This window comes from Paenarthrobacter nicotinovorans, assembly GCF_021919345.1.
GTDB lineage: Bacteria > Actinomycetota > Actinomycetes > Actinomycetales > Micrococcaceae > Arthrobacter > Arthrobacter nicotinovorans.
The window spans coordinates 4,212,749-4,228,774 of the sequence record NZ_CP089293.1; the positions used below are offsets into that span (position 1 = coordinate 4,212,749).

Annotated in this window: 21 protein-coding genes; 12 read left to right on the forward strand and 9 right to left on the reverse strand. The window is 62.9% G+C overall.

Features of this window, described 5'->3' with window-relative positions; translation table 11 throughout:
- The 3 genes from JMY29_RS19620 to JMY29_RS19630 all read right to left on the reverse strand — a co-directional run bounded on the left by JMY29_RS19620 (window position 1) and on the right by JMY29_RS19630 (window position 2,185).
- Window positions 1–1,011, reverse strand: a complete 1,011-nt coding sequence (locus tag JMY29_RS19620; RefSeq protein ID WP_064722398.1) for a YdcF family protein — start codon at window positions 1,009–1,011, stop codon at window positions 1–3.
- 75 nt (window positions 1,012–1,086) lie between these two features.
- Window positions 1,087–1,734 carry an alpha/beta fold hydrolase gene (locus JMY29_RS19625; protein WP_189076594.1) on the reverse strand — a complete coding sequence of 216 codons (648 nt, stop codon included), beginning with the start codon at window positions 1,732–1,734 and terminating at the stop codon, window positions 1,087–1,089.
- A 13-nt stretch (window positions 1,735–1,747) separates the two neighbouring features.
- Entirely contained in the window at window positions 1,748–2,185 is a 438-nt protein-coding gene (locus tag JMY29_RS19630) for a rhodanese-like domain-containing protein (RefSeq protein ID WP_229778687.1), read from the reverse strand.
- Window positions 2,186–2,279: 94 nt separating this feature from the next.
- On the opposite strand from JMY29_RS19630, the gene JMY29_RS19635 reads away from it, so the two are divergent.
- The 3 genes from JMY29_RS19635 to JMY29_RS19645 are packed head-to-tail and all read left to right on the forward strand — an operon-like array spanning window position 2,280 to window position 5,289.
- Window positions 2,280–2,645: a metal-sensitive transcriptional regulator gene (locus tag JMY29_RS19635; protein ID WP_018779393.1), complete on the forward strand. Its 366-nt coding sequence runs from the start codon at window positions 2,280–2,282 to the stop codon at window positions 2,643–2,645.
- 49 nt (window positions 2,646–2,694) lie between these two features.
- Window positions 2,695–2,928, forward strand: coding sequence for a heavy-metal-associated domain-containing protein (locus tag JMY29_RS19640; RefSeq protein ID WP_026267396.1), 234 nt, complete (start codon window positions 2,695–2,697; stop codon window positions 2,926–2,928).
- A gap of 9 nt (window positions 2,929–2,937) precedes the next feature.
- The gene (locus tag JMY29_RS19645) at window positions 2,938–5,289 is read left to right on the forward strand and encodes a heavy metal translocating P-type ATPase (RefSeq protein WP_189076595.1); all 2,352 of its coding nucleotides are present in this window, start codon (window positions 2,938–2,940) and stop codon (window positions 5,287–5,289) included.
- 18 nt (window positions 5,290–5,307) lie between these two features.
- Here JMY29_RS19645 and JMY29_RS19650 read toward each other — a convergent pair whose 3' ends face one another.
- Window positions 5,308–5,580 carry a DUF2277 domain-containing protein gene (locus JMY29_RS19650; protein ID WP_018779396.1) on the reverse strand — a complete coding sequence of 91 codons (273 nt, stop codon included), beginning with the start codon at window positions 5,578–5,580 and terminating at the stop codon, window positions 5,308–5,310.
- A 158-nt stretch (window positions 5,581–5,738) separates the two neighbouring features.
- On the opposite strand from JMY29_RS19650, the gene JMY29_RS19655 reads away from it, so the two are divergent.
- Window positions 5,739–6,002 carry a WXG100 family type VII secretion target gene (locus tag JMY29_RS19655; RefSeq protein WP_018779397.1) on the forward strand — a complete coding sequence of 88 codons (264 nt, stop codon included), beginning with the start codon at window positions 5,739–5,741 and terminating at the stop codon, window positions 6,000–6,002.
- A gap of 127 nt (window positions 6,003–6,129) precedes the next feature.
- Here the strand turns inward: JMY29_RS19655 and JMY29_RS19660 are convergent, their stop codons facing one another.
- Complete coding sequence (locus tag JMY29_RS19660) at window positions 6,130–7,155, reverse strand: EamA family transporter (protein WP_189076596.1); 1,026 nt, start codon at window positions 7,153–7,155, stop codon at window positions 6,130–6,132.
- Window positions 7,156–7,226: 71 nt separating this feature from the next.
- On the opposite strand from JMY29_RS19660, the gene JMY29_RS19665 reads away from it, so the two are divergent.
- Window positions 7,227–7,775, forward strand: coding sequence for a CGNR zinc finger domain-containing protein (locus tag JMY29_RS19665; RefSeq protein ID WP_018779399.1), 549 nt, complete (start codon window positions 7,227–7,229; stop codon window positions 7,773–7,775).
- 287 nt (window positions 7,776–8,062) lie between these two features.
- A complete protein-coding gene (locus JMY29_RS19670) occupies window positions 8,063–8,485 on the forward strand; it encodes a hypothetical protein (protein WP_189076597.1) in 423 nt (140 codons plus the stop codon).
- 141 nt (window positions 8,486–8,626) lie between these two features.
- On the opposite strand, the gene JMY29_RS19675 is transcribed toward JMY29_RS19670, so the two are convergent.
- The 3 genes from JMY29_RS19675 to JMY29_RS19685 form a co-directional block, all read right to left on the reverse strand.
- Window positions 8,627–8,974, reverse strand: a complete 348-nt coding sequence (locus JMY29_RS19675; RefSeq protein ID WP_018779402.1) for a hypothetical protein — start codon at window positions 8,972–8,974, stop codon at window positions 8,627–8,629.
- A gap of 68 nt (window positions 8,975–9,042) precedes the next feature.
- Window positions 9,043–9,621, reverse strand: coding sequence for a DUF308 domain-containing protein (locus tag JMY29_RS19680; protein ID WP_189076598.1), 579 nt, complete (start codon window positions 9,619–9,621; stop codon window positions 9,043–9,045).
- 9 nt (window positions 9,622–9,630) lie between these two features.
- Window positions 9,631–10,971, reverse strand: a complete 1,341-nt coding sequence (locus JMY29_RS19685; RefSeq protein WP_064722394.1) for an MATE family efflux transporter — start codon at window positions 10,969–10,971, stop codon at window positions 9,631–9,633.
- 41 nt (window positions 10,972–11,012) lie between these two features.
- Between JMY29_RS19685 and JMY29_RS19690 the strand changes: the two genes are divergently transcribed.
- Together JMY29_RS19690 and JMY29_RS19695 are read left to right on the forward strand one after the other, a co-directional pair.
- A complete protein-coding gene (locus JMY29_RS19690; protein WP_018779405.1) occupies window positions 11,013–11,579 on the forward strand; it encodes an antibiotic biosynthesis monooxygenase in 567 nt (188 codons plus the stop codon).
- 68 nt (window positions 11,580–11,647) lie between these two features.
- A complete protein-coding gene (locus JMY29_RS19695; protein ID WP_018779406.1) occupies window positions 11,648–12,082 on the forward strand; it encodes a DoxX family protein in 435 nt (144 codons plus the stop codon).
- A 213-nt stretch (window positions 12,083–12,295) separates the two neighbouring features.
- On the opposite strand, the gene aztD is transcribed toward JMY29_RS19695, so the two are convergent.
- Window positions 12,296–13,609, reverse strand: coding sequence for a zinc metallochaperone AztD (gene aztD, locus JMY29_RS19700; RefSeq protein ID WP_209783745.1), 1,314 nt, complete (start codon window positions 13,607–13,609; stop codon window positions 12,296–12,298).
- Between the two features lie 95 nt (window positions 13,610–13,704).
- Here aztD and JMY29_RS19705 point away from each other — a divergent pair, with 95 nt between their 5' ends.
- From JMY29_RS19705 to JMY29_RS19720, 4 genes are read left to right on the forward strand one after another with little or no spacing between them, the layout of a single operon-like run.
- Window positions 13,705–14,109, forward strand: a complete 405-nt coding sequence (locus tag JMY29_RS19705) for a hypothetical protein (RefSeq protein WP_229778688.1) — start codon at window positions 13,705–13,707, stop codon at window positions 14,107–14,109.
- Window positions 14,106–14,444, forward strand: coding sequence for a PEP-utilizing enzyme (locus JMY29_RS19710; RefSeq protein ID WP_189076600.1), 339 nt, complete (start codon window positions 14,106–14,108; stop codon window positions 14,442–14,444). Before JMY29_RS19705 ends, JMY29_RS19710 begins: the two co-directional genes overlap by 4 nt.
- On the forward strand, window positions 14,441–15,010 hold the full coding sequence (locus JMY29_RS19715) for a hypothetical protein (protein ID WP_039243478.1): 570 nt from the start codon (window positions 14,441–14,443) through the stop codon (window positions 15,008–15,010). Before JMY29_RS19710 ends, JMY29_RS19715 begins: the two co-directional genes overlap by 4 nt.
- Before the next feature lie 37 nt (window positions 15,011–15,047).
- Window positions 15,048–16,022, forward strand: a complete 975-nt coding sequence (locus tag JMY29_RS19720; protein ID WP_237567101.1) for an acyl-CoA thioesterase — start codon at window positions 15,048–15,050, stop codon at window positions 16,020–16,022.
- Window positions 16,023–16,026 lie beyond the last annotated feature (4 nt).

Genomic DNA, 16,026 nt, shown 5'->3' on the forward strand with positions numbered 1-16,026 from the left:
CTACACCACCGGAGAGTTCATCAGTGCGACCGTGATGAGCAGGGCAATCCCGAACATCGGCAGGCAGAGTACTGCGTTGGTCAGGCGGTTGTCCCTCATCACGGCCACGAACTCCCTAAGGAACGCGCTGGGCACAAAATACCTGGCGGTCGGAGCACCCACCACCTCTGCGTTGATCTTCTGCCGACGGGACAGGAGGGCGGCGCGGAGTACGTGGTAGTTGTTGGTGCACACCAGCAGCGGCCCCTGGATTCCCCTGTCGGCCAGCAGTGCGACGGAGTAGGCAAGGTTCTCGCGGGTGGTGGTGGCTTTGTTCTCCTCCACCACATCGCCGGGAGCGGCACCCTTGGTCACCAGGTAGTCCTTCATCGCCGAGGACTCGGGCCGGGGTTCATCGGGGCCTTGGCCCCCGGAAGGTACCAAAACGGGCCTGACCGGAGTGACGGCGTCGTAAATTTCCAGAGCCTTGTTCAGGCGTGCGGCGAGCAGCGGCGGAACCTTGCCGTCAATGAGCCCTGAACCCAGGACGATGACCGCCGCCGGGTTCGGGCTGAAGCGCATCTTGGAGTACACCACGGCATAGCCCAGGAACACCACGAATGCGCAGCCGAGGTAGGCGCAGAGGAAGAACGCAAGGGCTGCGATGCCGGCCAGTACGGGCTGCCCGCTCAGCACGAAGAGGAAGGCCACCACCGGTGCCAGGAAAACAGCCATTCCCACTGCCATGGGCAAAAAGCTGGTGATGCTTGGGCCTTCCCTGCGGACCATGGTGACGCCGTTCGCGAGCAAGAAGCCGGCGAAGACGAAAATGCTGACTACGGGCACTACGACAATTACGAGGTTCAGCCATTCGAACCATGGATTCAGGTCAATCAGGAAGTCCAGGAGGGCCTGCAGTAAAAACCAGGCCGCAACCAGAAGGAAGACGCCATTCCTTAGCCGGCGCCGGTCCGACTGGAATGAGGCAAGGAAAAGGCCCGCAAAGAGAAGTCCTAGGACCAGGGTCAGCATGATCCAAGCCTATGCGGTGCCGTTACCACTCGCGGTGTCTCGTGGAGGCTTTGGGATGAGGGAGGCTCCGTGAAGTCAGAGGCCAATCTTTCCGGCAAAGTCGACAAGAGCTCCAGCTACAGCGCCCGGGTGACTCAGCGTGGCGTAGTGACCGCCCGGGATGTCCACTGGTTCGATGCCCAGCCGGTCGCGTATCTGGCGACTCATGAACGACGCAGGGAAGAGCAAATCGTCACGGCAGAAAATCCCCAGGGTTGGCACGCTCGGATGCTTTCCCGGCCAGGGGTCTGACATCCATGCACCTTGCTGGTCACGCTCCCTGTCGGTGGCCTGTTGCACCAATTCCGCGGGGACAAGATTGAAATATGGTTCGTCGGGGATGGCCTCGCGGTCATGGCCTGTCTTGGTCCACCACTCGCCGAAGGTCTCCCCCGGCATCGGAATCATTGCCGAGAGGTACACAAGGCCGTTGGAATGGAGCTTTTCGCAAACCAAGGGTGCCGTGAAACCGCCCAGCGAGTGCCCCACCACGATGGTGTGCGGGGCTTTGCCAACGGCGGCCGTCACTGCGCGGGCGTAGTCCTCGAGCCGGGCATCAACGTCTTCGATGGGCAGGTCGACGGCCACCACGTCATGCCCGGCCGCTTCAAGAAGCGGGCCAACCAAATGCCAGTCCCACGCCGTGGAACCACCGCCGTGGACCAGTACGAAAGTCGTCATCATGCCCCGTTTCACATCAGGCCGTGTGCGCTGTCACCAATACATCGGGCGCTCCCTGAACGATACCCGCGTCAGTTTCAACGGGCAGCCCGTTCCTGATCCAATATTCGATGCCTCCTATCAACTCCTTCACGGAGTAGCCGAGTTCCGCGAACGCGAGCGCAGCAAAGGTGCTGCCGTTGCAGCCCGGGCCCCAGGAATACACCACTACCTGTGAGCCAGCGGGGACAAGGTCCGGAGCCTGGGATGGGATCAGCGCCGTAGGTATATGTACGGCTTGAGGAATATGTCCGTGGTCCCAGGAAGATCGGCGTCGGGTGTCCACGACAAACAGCGTTTCCGGGTCCGCCTCGGCCACCTCCATGACATCAATCTCGCACTGAAGCTTGGCCCGGAAATAGTCGGCGGGGTCGAGCTTCATGCCAAAAATCCCGGCCTGATCGTCGGACGCCATTCAGTCACCTTGCCTTATTGAGGGTTCTTTCACCTCCTCACCATACCCCCTGGGGGTACTTGACGCATACCCCCTTGGGGTATAGGTTGAGGACATGAATTCACCAGACCTGAAACTGAGCCACCCGGATGCGCCAGTCATCGAGGTGGACCTGGAACCCTCCGCGCACCACGGCTACACCAGCAATAAGGACGCGTACCTCAAGAGGTTGAAACGAATCGAAGGCCAAGTCCGCGGGATCGCGCGCATGGTGGAAGACGACAAATACTGCATCGACATCCTCACGCAGGTCGCAGCTGCCACCAAAGCCCTCCACGCAGTGAGCCTGGGCCTCGTTGAGGAGCACATCGGCCACTGCGTCGTTGGCGCTGCCTCCGAGCCCGACCCCGAAGCCCGCGCCGAACAAATCGACGCGAAAGTCAAGGAGGCCACCGATGCCATCGGGCGCCTGCTGCGGTAACCCCGCTACCACCCACCACACCATCCAACTCAGCACCAAGGAGCACTCCATGAGCCAAACCATCCAGACCAACGTGAACGTTTCCGGCATGACCTGCGGCCACTGTGTTTCCAGCGTGAGCGAAGAACTCGAATCTCTTAGCGGCGTCCAGAATGTCGCAGTCGACCTCAACCCCGGCGGCCTGTCCACCGTCACCATCACATCCACCCATGAACTCTCGCCGTCAGAAATTGGCGAGGCCGTGGCAGAAGCCGGCTACCTGGTGGTAGCCAACGAAGCCTAGGGGGCTCCCTTGAGTAACCAGGAAACCTTCAACCAACCCGCACAACGGGTGATCGAGCTGGACATTGAGGGCATGACCTGCGCCTCATGCGTCAATCGGGTGGAACGGAAACTGGGCAAGCTCGAAGGCGTCGAGGCGAGCGTCAACCTGCCCCTCGAATCAGCCCATGTCACCGTCCCCGCCACCGTGACGGACCAGCAGATCGTGGACACGGTCAATGCGACGGGGTACAAAGCCACCCTGCGCCAGGCACCCGCGCCGCATACCCGCCCGGCCGCCGGTGACACGGCAAACAGTCCCGGGCATGAGCATCACAATCATCATCACGACGCTGAGCCCATGCACGACGAGCATTCCGGGCACGAAAACCATATGGATCACGGTCCGTCGGCATCGACACTCCGGCCGCGCCTGATCCTGGCTGCCGTCCTGACCGTTCCTGTGTTTGCGATCTCCATGATTCCCGCCCTGCAGTTCGCCAACTGGGGCTGGGTTGTGGGCGCCCTGGCGCTGCCGGTGGTGAGTTGGGCAGCCTGGCCCTTCCACAGGGCTGCTGCCATCAATGCGCGGCATCTGGCGTCCACCATGGACACCCTTGTTTCCATTGGTGTGATCGCGGCCTACGTGTACTCGGCCTGGCAGTTGTTCGCCGACCCGCGAATGACCGAACACCCCGGCATGGAAAGCATGTCCGGCGGGGGGCTGTACTTCGAGGTCGCGGCTGTTGTCACCACGTTCCTCCTCCTTGGCCGTTACCTGGAAGCGAACGCGAAGGCCAAAGCGGGCAATGCCCTCAAGGCCCTCCTGAACCTGGGCGCGAAGGATGCAACCATCCTCGAACGGGGCATTGAGCGGAAGATCCCTGCGGATCAGCTCCTCGTGGATGATGTGTTCGTTGTCCGCCCCGGCGAGAAGATCGCGACGGACGGCGTTGTCACGGACGGCGCTTCCGCCGTCGACGCTTCCTTGGTTACCGGCGAATCGGTGCCGGTTGAAGTGGGGCCGGGCAGCACGGTGACCGGGGCTACGATCAATACCTCCGGGCGCCTGTTGGTCCGGGCCACGCGCGTTGGCTCCGACACCACGCTCGCCCAGATGGGGCGGCTGGTCAGCCAGGCCCAAACGGGCAAAGCGCCGATTGCGCGGCTCGCGGACAGGATCAGCTCGGTCTTCGTCCCGATCGTGCTGGTCATCGCGCTGGCAACGTTCGTGCTCTGGCTGTTCATCTCCGGCGACCTGAATGCCGCATTCACCGCCGCCGTTGCTGTCCTGGTGATCGCTTGCCCCTGCGCCTTGGGTCTGGCGACGCCGGTTGGCCTGCTGACCGGAACGGGTCGTGGAGCCCAATTGGGCATCCTCATCAAGGGTCCGCAGGTTCTCGAGGACACCCGGCACGTTGACACCATCCTGTTGGACAAGACCGGTACCGTTACCAGCGGCAAGCTGGCCGTGGACCACACCGTAGCCCTGAACGGGCATTCCCCCGCCGCAGTGCTCACCCTGGCGGGTGCCGTCGAGTCAGCGTCGGAGCACCCGATCGCCCACGCGATTGCCGCCGCGGCAAAAGACGCAATGCCCGACGCCGGAGCCCTGCCTGCCGTGGACGGCTTCAGTTCCGCTCCCGGCGGCGGAGTGCGGGGCCGGGTTGTGCTGGACGGCAGCCCGAAGGCTGTGGTCGTAGGTCGCTCGGGTTGGCTTGAAGAGAACGGTATCTCCCTCGAAGCGGGCCATCGGGAAATGCTGGCAGACGAGGAGAACGGGGGCGCCACCGCCATCTGGGTCGCCGTTGACGGAGCACCCGCTGGAATTGTGAGCCTGAGCGACACCATCAAGCCCGGCTCGGCGGCAGCGATCCAGAAGCTCAAGGATCTGGGCATCCGTCCGATCCTTTTGACCGGAGACAACGCTGCCGTGGCCGCCCAAGTGGCTGCCGCCGTCGGAATATCCCCGGAGGACGTATTCGCCGGGGTGCTGCCGGAAGGAAAAGTGGAGGCAGTTCGGAAGCTTCAGGCCTCCGGGGCGACAGTCGCCATGGCCGGAGATGGTGTCAACGACGCCGCGGCCCTGGCGCAATCGGATCTGGGGATCGCGATGGGTTCCGGCACAGATGTCGCCATCGAAGCCTCGGATCTGACGGTCATGGGCAGCGACCTGGGTCAGCTCGTCCAGGCAATCGAACTGTCCCGGAAGACCCTCTCCACGATCAAGACCAACTTGTTCTGGGCGTTCTTCTACAACGCGATCGGCATTCCCGTAGCCGCGTTGGGGCTGCTGAATCCGATGATCGCGGGGGCAGCGATGGCGGCCAGCTCGGTCCTGGTGGTGGCCAACTCGCTAAGGCTGCGCTCGTTCGGCAAATAGCTTCGCGGAAGGCCTGGGCTACGCGGTTCCGAAGCGGACCGCAGCCCGGGCCTTTGCCTTGGCCGCTTCCTCGTCCCGGTTCTTGGCCGGCGCGTGGCTCACCAACGAGTCCAGAAGATGTTGCGTAATGTGTGCGATTTCGTGGACAGCCTCGGCAAAGGCTTCCTCGTTGGCCTTGGAGGGCTTGGTGGATCCGCTGATCTTTCGCACGTATTGGAGGGCAGCGGCCTCCACTTCCTCGCTGGTGGCATGCGGTTCGAAGTTATGCAGAGTCCTGATATTCCGGCACATAACCCCATGCTAACCATGGGCAGTGCTGCATGGGGAGGGGTGCCCATCGACGGGTTCGCGATTCCCGGGATAGGTTTTAGCTATTGGATCTTCCGGATGAGCCGGAGGCCGCTGGGGATGCCGAAGAGCTCGGGTCCGAACAAATGAAGGAGAATCTCATGGCTATTTGGGGTGCAGATGTTGATCAGCTTCGTCAGCTCGGTAACAAGCTGAAGGCAGGTGCCGAGCACATCGAGCAGCAGCGTTCACAGCTGAAGGGTGCACTCGACGGCACCGACTGGAAGGGTCCGGACGCTGACAAGTTCCGCGGCGAGTGGGACAGCCAGCACGCTTCCAACCTGAAGAAGGTTGCCGATGCTCTTCGCGAAGCCGGCGATCGCGCTCAGAAGAACGCTGAGCAGCAGCAGCAGGCTTCCAACTAAGACAGTTGGGAAAATGCCCGGACGCACAAGCGTCCGGGCATTTTTGTGTTCACAGCAGAACCCGCAGTTATCCGCGTTTGCCTTCAATGCACGGCAAGGCGACCCGACAGGGCCGCGGGGCCGTGCTTCAGTCCCGGGAAGCTCCGGCGACAGGCCCCGAAGGTACAGGTTCGACGTCGTTCGGGTGATCCAACGCGTGGACGACAGCGGCACGACGGTCCCCGCGCAGTTCGTCCACACGGACCAGGACTACGCCGCCCACAATCAGGAGACCGCCCAGCAGTTGGATTGGGCCGGGGAGTTCGCCCAACAGGAGCCAGGCCCAGATCACGGCGAACAGCACTTCGGTCAGGGACACGAACGAGGCCACCTTCGATCCCAGGCTTCGGGCCGCCATGATTCCGGAAACGTACGCCAGGACCGTTGCCAGGATGATCAAGCCGACGACGGACACCCACCAGGGCACGGTCCAGGGTCCCAGCGTTGTGTCTGCGGTGCTGAACGTCATGGGAAGAAGCCCCAAAAGGCCCACCAGCCACATCACCAGTGCACCTACCAGCAGACCGCCTGAGGCGAGCACCAGTGGGGGGAGGGTGTCGTTTTCCTTTGCGGTGATGAAGAAGTAGATCACCAGGCACACGGCAGCCGCCATGCCCCACAGGACGCCAACGAAGTCCACCTTCACAGCGCCGGTCAGGTCAAGAACCAGCACCAGTCCACCCAGGGACAGCAGCGCGCCGGCAGCGGTGAGTGCGCGCGGTTTGCGTCGGCTGGAGATCCACAGCCACAGCACAATCATCACCGGGGCCAGGTATTCGAGTAGCAGTGCAACGCCAACGGACAGCCGGGCTACCGCGTTGAAGTAGAAAAGCTGGCAGCCGGCTACTCCGATGAGGCCGAACAGCAGGATGGTGAGCCAGTTTTCCTTGAGCTGATGCCAACGGCCCCGGAGAGCCATGACGGCGGGAATCGCCAGGATCAGCGCCGCTCCCGTGAGGCGCACGGTAACAGCGGCGCCCGGGGACCAGCCGGTCTCCAACATCGACTTGGCGAAAGAGCCGGAGGTTCCGAAGACAGCTGAAGAGAAAAGGGCAATGCCGAGTCCCGATGCCAAGAAACTCTTTGCATCAGCCTTCGTCGTTGGAGCTGACACAGCAGCCTCCTGTCAGGAGTAAAGTGGGCTTATGGTCATGACAGTACTCCCGAAATATGTAAGGAGTCAAAGTGCTATTTGCGCCTGACACCGAAGTTGCCTTACGCAGCGTCGTCAACCTGATCAACACTGCCGCCAACGGTGAAGAACTGCTGGCCACCGTGGAGGAACTCAACTCGTTCCTGAACGCCGAGGAGTTCACGGGCTCGCGCGCCAATTCGGCCGATGAATTGACCAGCATCAAGCGCCTGCGCAGCGAACTCGCAGCACTCTGGACCTCTGACGAAGACACTGCAGCCAAGACCGTCAACAAACTGCTCGCGGACGCAAAAGCCCTCCCACAGCTGGTCAAGCATGACCACTGGGACTGGCACCTGCACGCCACCACACCGGAAGCGCCCCTGGCTGACAGGATGGGCACCGAGGCCGCGATGGCCATCGTCGACGTGATCCGCAGCAGGGAAATGGACCGGATGCGCATTTGCGCCGCAGAGGATTGTGATGCCGTGGTGCTGGACCTCAGCCGCAACCGCTCCAAGCTTTACTGCGACACAGGCAACTGCGCCAACCGGGCCCACGTGGCGGCATACCGCGCACGGAAGGCCGCCGAAAGCGAATAACCCAGGCATAATTGCGGCATGGGATTCCCCCCCCTCCGGATCAGGAAGCGCGTGCGCTCAGTGAAGGTGCCACAATGACCAACCCCCACCGCGAGCCACCGCCGTTACCGACGGTCCCTGCAGCCCGACAGCCGGCTAACTACTACCGGTCTGGCGGCTACACGCACTCTCCAGAGATCAACCGGCAGCACCTGCCTCAGCGTTTTCCCGAGCAGACTCGGCCCCAGGGCGAACGCGCAGGCACACGGCTCCCGTGGGTTTGGAGAGCCCTGCCGATACAAATGTTAGTGGGGCTCATCATCATGACGCCGCTCTGGATATATATCTACTTCTCGCTGAACTTCATCTATGACGGGGTGTTGACCATTTTGGGTTTCACTGTCATGACCGTCTTGATTCCTTGGGTTACAGTCTGCTCAGCGGCGCTCATTGGGCTCCCGATTCGGCTCATTCCAGCCCTAAAGCGGTGGTGGGTAACCAATGGCGAAGTAGGGTTGGCCGGCGTTGTCATCGGATACGGCCTTTTAGCCGCCGGGATCCTGAGTAAACATCGCGAGACAGGTGTCGTGGACGGCGTCTCCTACGACGTACTGTCACCGGACACTGGGTTGCTCTTTGCTGGCTGGTTAGTGCTGGGATTCTTCATCGTCAACGCGTGGTTTCCTGTACGTTGGTACCGCCGCCGTGGTCAGGCCACCCAAATGCGCTGACGACCGGAATATGGACTATCGCTACCCGGATTTGCGTGTCATGAATCCATTGGCGTGGCAGAAAACGGGAAGCGTAGCGACTCAAGCAAACGAGTCCACCAAAAAGCGCTCCCCCAACAACAGTGGGGAAGCGCTGGAAGGTTAGTGGCCGGCGTCGGGCGTTTCAGTCCCGCCGGAGGAGTCCGCAGCCGGCGACCCGCCGTGCGGACGCTTGGAACTGAGGTTGACCCCGGAACCCTTGCCGAGGTGGTCGGCGTTCTCCTTGTAGCTCATGGACAGCATGGCGGCCACAACGAGGCTCACAATGAACGCGATGCCTGCGCCGGTGAACGCGAGGTCGAACCGCGGAACACGCGCGCTGCCGCCGGAAGCGAAGATCAGCACGGCCACGAAGGCCAGCACGGCGAAGAAGGCGGAGAACATGAGGGGTCCCTTGACCGAAGTCCGCATCTTGCGCGGTTCTCCTGGTGTCTGGTCTGCCACGGTCATTCCTCCAATGATGGCGGTACATGCCCGCCGGTCTGCAAAAGTTCTACAACGAGTAGAACGTCCAACTACTAGTTTACGGCCTCCGGCGAGGCGCCGGGCGCAGAGGCCTGCGTCCTCGTACCGGTGCGGGCATCATGGCGCAGCGACAGACCGGAAAGCATCCACAAGACGCCCGAGAGAATGGCGCCCCCACCTGCAACCCCCAGGAGCGCGTGCGCACCCAGCGAAGTAAAGAATGGCAGCAGAATGCCCGTACCCACCGAAATAATGCCCGAGATGAGCCAGTCGCGGGCTACGGAATCGCGCTTCTTCAGGCCCTGCATGGACTCAAGAAGTCCAAGAACCAGCAGAGCCAGCATGGCAGAAAGAGCCACGCCTTGATCAGACTGCGTCACCAACGCGGCGAGGCCGCCCGCGGCTACCACCACTGCTACAGCTACTGGCAAAACGCGGGACATCCACACGGCCGCTGCCGTTCCAAGCAGATACAGGCCCACGGCCCACGCCAGGACCTCCACTGACGGCGAACTCCAGAAGATGGTCACCAAACCAAACAACACTGCGACCGTTGCGCGGATCAGGATGGGTTTCCACAGTCCGGCCGGAGGGGCAGCAGGAGTGTGGGCAGGAGTCGATGGAAGAGTCACCCGTCCAGTTTAGTGCGAACCCAACACCATCCACCGATCGGTCCGCGCGCGCAGCCCCAACGTCACCGCACGGGCCAGCATGTAACCCAGCGCAAACGCCGCCCACAGCCACAGAAGACCCGCCTCGCCGCCGGGCCTCAGCTGGTGGACAGCCACCAGCAGCGGCAAATAGACCGCAAGATTTACGACGCCGGCAATCGCCAGATAGCGCGCGTCGCCGGCGCCGATGAGGACACCGTCCAAGACGAACACGTACCCGGCCAGCGGCTGACCGAGCGCGAGCACCCAGAGCGCAACCGTCAGCGCCGATCGAACGCCGGAGTCGGCCGTGAAAATGTATCCAACCCACGGAGCCGCCACGGCCAGCAGTATGCCGGTGACCACGCCAAAGCCCGTACCCCAGCGGATCATCGTGCGGGTCAGTTCACGGGCCCTGGCTGCGTTCCGGGCTCCGAGTTCCTTGCCGATCAGGGCCTGCGCCGCAATCGCCAGCGCATCCAAGGCAAAGGCAAGGAAGGAGAAAATTGTCATGGCCAACTGATGCGCTGCCAGATTGACGGCCCCCTGGGCCGTCACCACCAGGACCGTGGCGAGGATGGCCAAGCGAAGACTCAGCGTGCGAAGCATAAGCCACGAGCCCACCTTGGTCATGGCCCGGATGCCGTGCCAGTCGGGCCGCAGGGACACACCATGCTGCCGCGCATTACGGCCCACCATCACCAGGTAGACGGCGGCCATGGCCCACTGCGCAATGCTGGTACCGATCGCCGAACCCGTCACGGACATGTTCAACCCGTAGACCAGGAACACATTGAGGGCTATGTTGACCGCGAATCCGGCCGTCGCCACCACAAGCGGCGTCCGGGTGTCCTGTAAACCACGAAGGACACCGGTGCCCGCGAAAATCAGGAGCATTGCCGCCAGCCCGGGCATGGACCACCGGAGGTAGTCCACGGCGAATCCCTGCACATCGCCCGATGCACCCATGAAACCGACCAAGGGCTCGGCTGCTACGAAGCCCACCACAGCGAGCACCAGCCCCAGCAGCAGGGCCAGCCAGACGCCGTCGCGCCCTGCGGCCAGAGCCTTCCCCAACTTTCCGTCGCCGATCGCGCGGGCGACCGCCGGCGTCGTCGAATACGCCAGGAAGACCATGAGTCCCACCGCAGTGTGCAGGATGGTTGACGCCAGTCCGACGCCGGCCAGCTGGTCGACCCCTAAATGCCCCACGATCGCAGAGTCGGCCAGGAGGAACAAAGGCTCTGCAATCAGCGCACCGAACGCGGGGACGGCCAGGCGAAGGATTTCGCGCGCGGTGGAGCGGGCGGGGGCGATTGTGGTTTGAGGCACTAAACAAGCCTAGTCTGCTGGGGGACGGGTACATTTGGGCCGTGTCATATGAGCATCCCGTCACCGTTTCCGTAGCCCGCACCATTCTTCCGGGCTACACCCGCCAAGCCAACGCGTGGGCACATGCCGGGCAGGAACTTGCCCGCGAGTGGCCGGGTTACCTGGGATCTGGATGGGTGCGCAACGGAGTGGATTCCACCGAGTGGCACATGCTCTATCGTTTCGCCGACGCCGAATCGCTGCAGGCGTGGGAGGACTCCGAGGAGAGGCGCTGGTGGATCGACAGTGCCAGGGACATGATGGAGACCACACGCGTGGAACGTCATACGGGGATTGAGGGTTGGTTCTCGCGGCCTGGCGATGTCTCGGTAGTCGTGCCCGAAACTGTGGTGCCACCGCGCTGGAAGCAGGCCATCAGCATCTTCCTCCCGTTCTTCCCGCTCAGCCTGCTGGCAAATTTCCTGCTGCACCCGTTGACGCAGGATTGGCCGCTGGTGTTTGCCGTTTTGCTGAACATCGTGATCCTGACGCCTCTGATGACGTACATTTTCCTGCCGATCACCACCCGGCTCCTGCAGCCCTGGCTTCAGGCGAAGCCTCGTAATTAGCTGGGAATTCGGTGATAGTGCGCCACAATTAGTTGACACTTCAACCAACGGGCTGCAAGGGTTGAAGTATGAACAAGTCCAGCTTGACCACCACAGCCCTGACCATCCTGCGCGTCATTGCAGGATTTCTCTTCGCCGCGCACGGTTGGCAGAAGTTCAACGAATTCACCATCGCCGGAACCCAGGCTTCCTTCACCCAGATGGGCGTGCCGGGCGCATCCGTCGTGGCCCCCATCGTGGCAACACTGGAGCTCGTCGGCGGCATCGCACTGATCCTCGGCCTCCTGACCCGCGTCTTCGCAGCACTCCTGGCCATCGACATGCTGGGGGCCCTCTTCCTGGTGCACGCTCCGGCCGGCATCTTTGTGGCCAACGGAGGGTATGAACTCGTACTGCTCTTCGCAGGTGCCGCGCTGGCCCTCGCACTGGCGGGCGCCGGCAGGATCTCGGCCGACGCCGCACTCTTCGGCCGCTCCGGCTCGAAGCTCCGCGCACTGGCCTAAGCGGCACTCCCCTCGGACGCTCGCTCACATAACAACACTTTCACGCGGTCGCTCGCTCACTTTTCGAGGAAAGTGCGCGAGCGTCGGCGTTTAAGGCGTGGGACGTGCGCGAGCGTCGGCGTTTAAGGCGTGGGACGTGAGCGAGCGTCGGCGCTTAAGGCATGGAAAGTGAGCGAGCGTCCGATTTCCACGACGCGGGACCCAAGGATTGGACTAGCCCGTGACGCCGGTGAGCTCGTTCGGGGTCTGATCAAGCTTCACCGACTTCGCCACCTTGCCCGCCTTCAGGTCCACAGCGTGAAGTGACTGCGTCGCAGGTTCGGTGACGTACGCCGTCGAGCCCTGGACAAAAAGGGTGGGCCGCGGGTCCTGCCAGGTGGCCGACTCCTCCCATGCGGCAACCACAGGTATGGTTGAGGTGACGGCACCGGAGAGTGGGTCGATCACGCGCAGGCCGCCATCAGTTCCCAGAACCAGGGCTTCACCCGCCGGGCCGCGGCCCAGTGAGCGGAACGAGTAGCTGGTGCCGATGTCCACGAGCTGCATGGCTGCGGTTTCGGTGTTGACCAGCGAAATCCGGGTGGGACGTTCCGGCTTGGCGGCCTTGTCCACCTTGTAGTCGCCCAGGATCACCGGGGACTTTTCCGATCCCGCCTGATTGCCCAAGCGGCCGTAAGCATCAGGGCTCGCCACCTTGGTGATGGCCCCGTCCTTGTAGATCAACATGCCGTTTTCGCACCCGACCACTACTGCTTCTCCGGCAGCCACGGCCTCACCATGCACGCCCGGGCAGTCCTCGTTGCGGACGATTTCCTTGCGGTCCTGCCCCTTGCCGGCGGAGAGCACTGCGATTCCGGACCTACTTTCCTCATTGCCGAGGGTCACCAGCAGCTTGCCGTCCTCGAGTTCGACGGCGACTCCATGGTGCGCTTCAGGCGTTGTGTAAACGTCGGCGGCGGGCAGTTTTCCGTCCTCCACAGCAGCCCCCAGCGCAGAGCTCTTGAAGCTCTCCACCTTGCCCGACCCGTCGCTGAACAGCACGGTTTTGCCGGCGTGCAGCACCACGTGACCGGCTTTACTCGCCTCGAACGCCAGATCCGTCAGCTTGGGATCGCTGACGTAGTGATGGCTGTGGTCGCCGTGCGGCTCGGTCCAGGCGCCGGCGTCGAAAAGGCGGAAGGCGTCACCGGTGGACACGAAAACATGCCTGCCGTCGCCTGCGGGATTCAGCCGGTTGAAGCCACCCAGGTCCGCACTCCCCACCTTCTCCAGGGAGGCGGCGTCCAGAACTCCCATGCCGCCGTCGTACGTGTAGACCAGGCGAGGGGTCGGGGCACCGGCTTCTTTGGGGCTGGGCTTTGCGGACGACGACGGCGAGGCGTCGGCTGTGCTGCCAGCGGAGCCGCCGGGAGTCGCGCAGCCAGTAAGAAGAAGGGCGGAAAGCCCGACGACGGCGACCGCGCCCGTGGGCAAGTGGCGTTTACGGCCGCGCACGGCGGGAAGGGTGGGGTGTGAGTGATGTGACATGAGTTAAATGATATTGATTCTCATTTAGAGAGCAAATCAATCCAGACATCAACAAAATATTGACAACATAATGTTGATGAGGGATGCTCGCTCGCATGAACGCCTCCACCACACCCCAAGACGGGAAAGACGCGCAGTTGCAGACGGACGCGACCCGGCTGCTCTTGGACCGGGGCGCCGCCGCACTGCCCCAGCGTCCCTGGCTCCACGAAAAACAGCCACCGACCGCCATGGACCTCATCCAGCACGTGCTGTGGCGTTTCCGGAGCCAGGAGGGTGATCCAGCGCCGGATTCCTCAGATCTCCGCGCGGCGCTCACCCTGATGCCCGCCGCCCGAGGTGAGATCGACGCCGTCGAAACTGCACTCCTGTTTCTGGCCCGGGCGGAAGGGCTGACCTGGCCGCAGATCGCGGAGAGCCTTGGGCTCCGTTCCGCGCAGGCCGCGCAGCAGCGGCTGGACCGGCTGTCCGACCGCCCAGGAACAGGTGCCGCCAAGTGACAAGGGCGGTAGTCCTGAACGGAACCGCAGCGAGCGCCGGCAGTGCCAGGGGGATGGCCAGCCTGATCCATGGGCCCGATGATTTTGCCCGTTTCCGGACCGGAGACGTACTGGTTTGCCGCACCACTGATCCAGCATGGACCCCTCTGTTCGGGATGGCTTCGGCAGTGGTCACCGAAACAGGAGGAATGCTGTCCCATGCCGCGATCGTCGCGAGGGAATACGGCATTCCGGCCGTCCTGGGTGTGCACGCTGCGTTGGAGCTTGTGCCTGACGGCAGCGTTGTGACTGTTGATGGTTCGACCGGGACGGTCACCTTGGCGGGCATGCAATGAGCCTCCTCATCTTGCACGCCGTGCGCCTGTTGGGATTCGCTGACACAGAAGCCGTAGCGGCGCGCTTTGCCCAGGACCCAAGCGTGGTGGAGTCCGCCCTCATCGACGCCGGTGTGAACGGCTTTGTTTCGCGCAGCACCTTCGCAGGTACCAGCGGTTGGTTGCTCTCCGGGGCCGGCAGGGCGGAGAACGAACGGCTGCTCGCCGAGGAGCTGGATCTGGCAGGTGCACGATCCCGGGTCCTGGCGGTGCACGAGGACTTTACGGAGTTCAATGATGGAGTCGTCAACGCCTGCGGCACTCTTCAGCTGGGGATTTCCTCCAATCAGGAAGCCACGGATGTGCTGATTGGAGCCTTGGCGGCGTGGCGCCCCCTGGAAGCGCAGCTCATGCGAAGCCTTCCGCGGTTCGGCGGCTATTCGGACCGGCTCCTGCGGGCCCTCAAGTTCTCAACCGAGGACGCCTCCTGGCTGACGGGTACAGACCGCGACTCTTTCCACCGCGTCTGGTTCGAAATCCATGAGGACCTCATTGCCACCCTGGGCATCCAACGGGCGCAGTCTTAGTCACGTAACAGAAACATGGCACCAGTAAACTTCGAGCATGAGCGAAGACGCCGACAACTCTGTGCCCCTCCGCTTCCTGGCAGCCCCCACGGACGTTGGGCACAGCGGATCCGTTGATGCCGGGACCGTCCTTGAATGGGTGGACAAGGCGGCTTACGCAGCGGCGGTGGGATGGGCCAAGTCCTATTGCGTCACCGCCTATGTGGGCAACATCCACTTCACCGACCCCGTGAACAGCGGCGATATGGTTGAAGTGACCTCAACGATCGTTTACACCGGCCGGTCCTCCATGCACATCCACACCGTGGTCAGTTCCCGGGATCCCAAGGGCGGGCCGGAGACAATGCACAGCCAATGCATGGTGATTTTCGTAGCTGTGGGTCCGGACGGCAAGCCGATTCCCGTTCCCCAGTTCCAACCCTCAACGCCTGCCGAGATCGAGCAGCGGGACCACGCGCTGGCCCGCATCGAAGTCCGTGAGCAGATCGTCAATGCGATGAACGCACAGGAATACACCGACGCCGGAACCGCCGAGCGCGTCACGCTGCGGTTCATGGCGTCCCCCACCGATGTGAACTGGGGCGGCAAAGTCCACGGTGGCATCGTGATGAAGTGGATCGATGAGGCTGCGTACGTTTGCGCGTCCCGTTACTGCGGCAAGGACACTGTGGCCGTCTTCTCCGGTGGTGTCCGTTTTTACCGGCCGCTGCTGATCGGCCATGTGGTGGAAGTCGAAGCCCGGCTGGTCTACACCGGCGCCAAGGGCATGCACATCGCGGTCCACGTCCGCTCGGGCGATCCCAAGACCCGGGAAATGAACCTCACCACGTACTGCCTGACGGTGATGGTGGCCCGCGACGAAACGGGGACGGCCGTGCCGATTCCCCAATGGGTCCCAGTGTCCGAGGAGGACAAGAAACTGCATGCGCACGCGCGCGAACTTCTCGAAATCCGTGGCCGCGCCCCGGGAAACCGGCTGCCGGACCACCTGCTGAAGGCCGCGCAGAACTAGCCGC

Excerpts from the sequence above, each read along its gene's own strand:
- aztD (WP_209783745.1), bottom strand. The coding sequence starts at position 13,609 with ATGTCACATCACTCACACCCCACCCTTCCCGCCGTGCGCGGCCGTAAA.
- JMY29_RS19695 (WP_018779406.1), top strand. The coding sequence starts at position 11,648 with ATGAACAAGTCCAGCTTGACCACCACAGCCCTGACCATCCTGCGCGTC.
- JMY29_RS19715 (WP_039243478.1), top strand. The coding sequence starts at position 14,441 with ATGAGCCTCCTCATCTTGCACGCCGTGCGCCTGTTGGGATTCGCTGAC.
- JMY29_RS19625 (WP_189076594.1), bottom strand. The coding sequence starts at position 1,734 with ATGATGACGACTTTCGTACTGGTCCACGGCGGTGGTTCCACGGCGTGG.
- JMY29_RS19720 (WP_237567101.1), top strand. The coding sequence starts at position 15,048 with ATGAGCGAAGACGCCGACAACTCTGTGCCCCTCCGCTTCCTGGCAGCC.
- JMY29_RS19620 (WP_064722398.1), bottom strand. The coding sequence starts at position 1,011 with ATGCTGACCCTGGTCCTAGGACTTCTCTTTGCGGGCCTTTTCCTTGCC.
- JMY29_RS19655 (WP_018779397.1), top strand. The coding sequence starts at position 5,739 with ATGGCTATTTGGGGTGCAGATGTTGATCAGCTTCGTCAGCTCGGTAAC.
- JMY29_RS19650 (WP_018779396.1), bottom strand. The coding sequence starts at position 5,580 with ATGTGCCGGAATATCAGGACTCTGCATAACTTCGAACCGCATGCCACC.
- JMY29_RS19635 (WP_018779393.1), top strand. The coding sequence starts at position 2,280 with ATGAATTCACCAGACCTGAAACTGAGCCACCCGGATGCGCCAGTCATC.
- JMY29_RS19705 (WP_229778688.1), top strand. The coding sequence starts at position 13,705 with ATGAACGCCTCCACCACACCCCAAGACGGGAAAGACGCGCAGTTGCAG.
- JMY29_RS19630 (WP_229778687.1), bottom strand. The coding sequence starts at position 2,185 with ATGGCGTCCGACGATCAGGCCGGGATTTTTGGCATGAAGCTCGACCCC.
- JMY29_RS19675 (WP_018779402.1), bottom strand. The coding sequence starts at position 8,974 with ATGACCGTGGCAGACCAGACACCAGGAGAACCGCGCAAGATGCGGACT.
- JMY29_RS19640 (WP_026267396.1), top strand. The coding sequence starts at position 2,695 with ATGAGCCAAACCATCCAGACCAACGTGAACGTTTCCGGCATGACCTGC.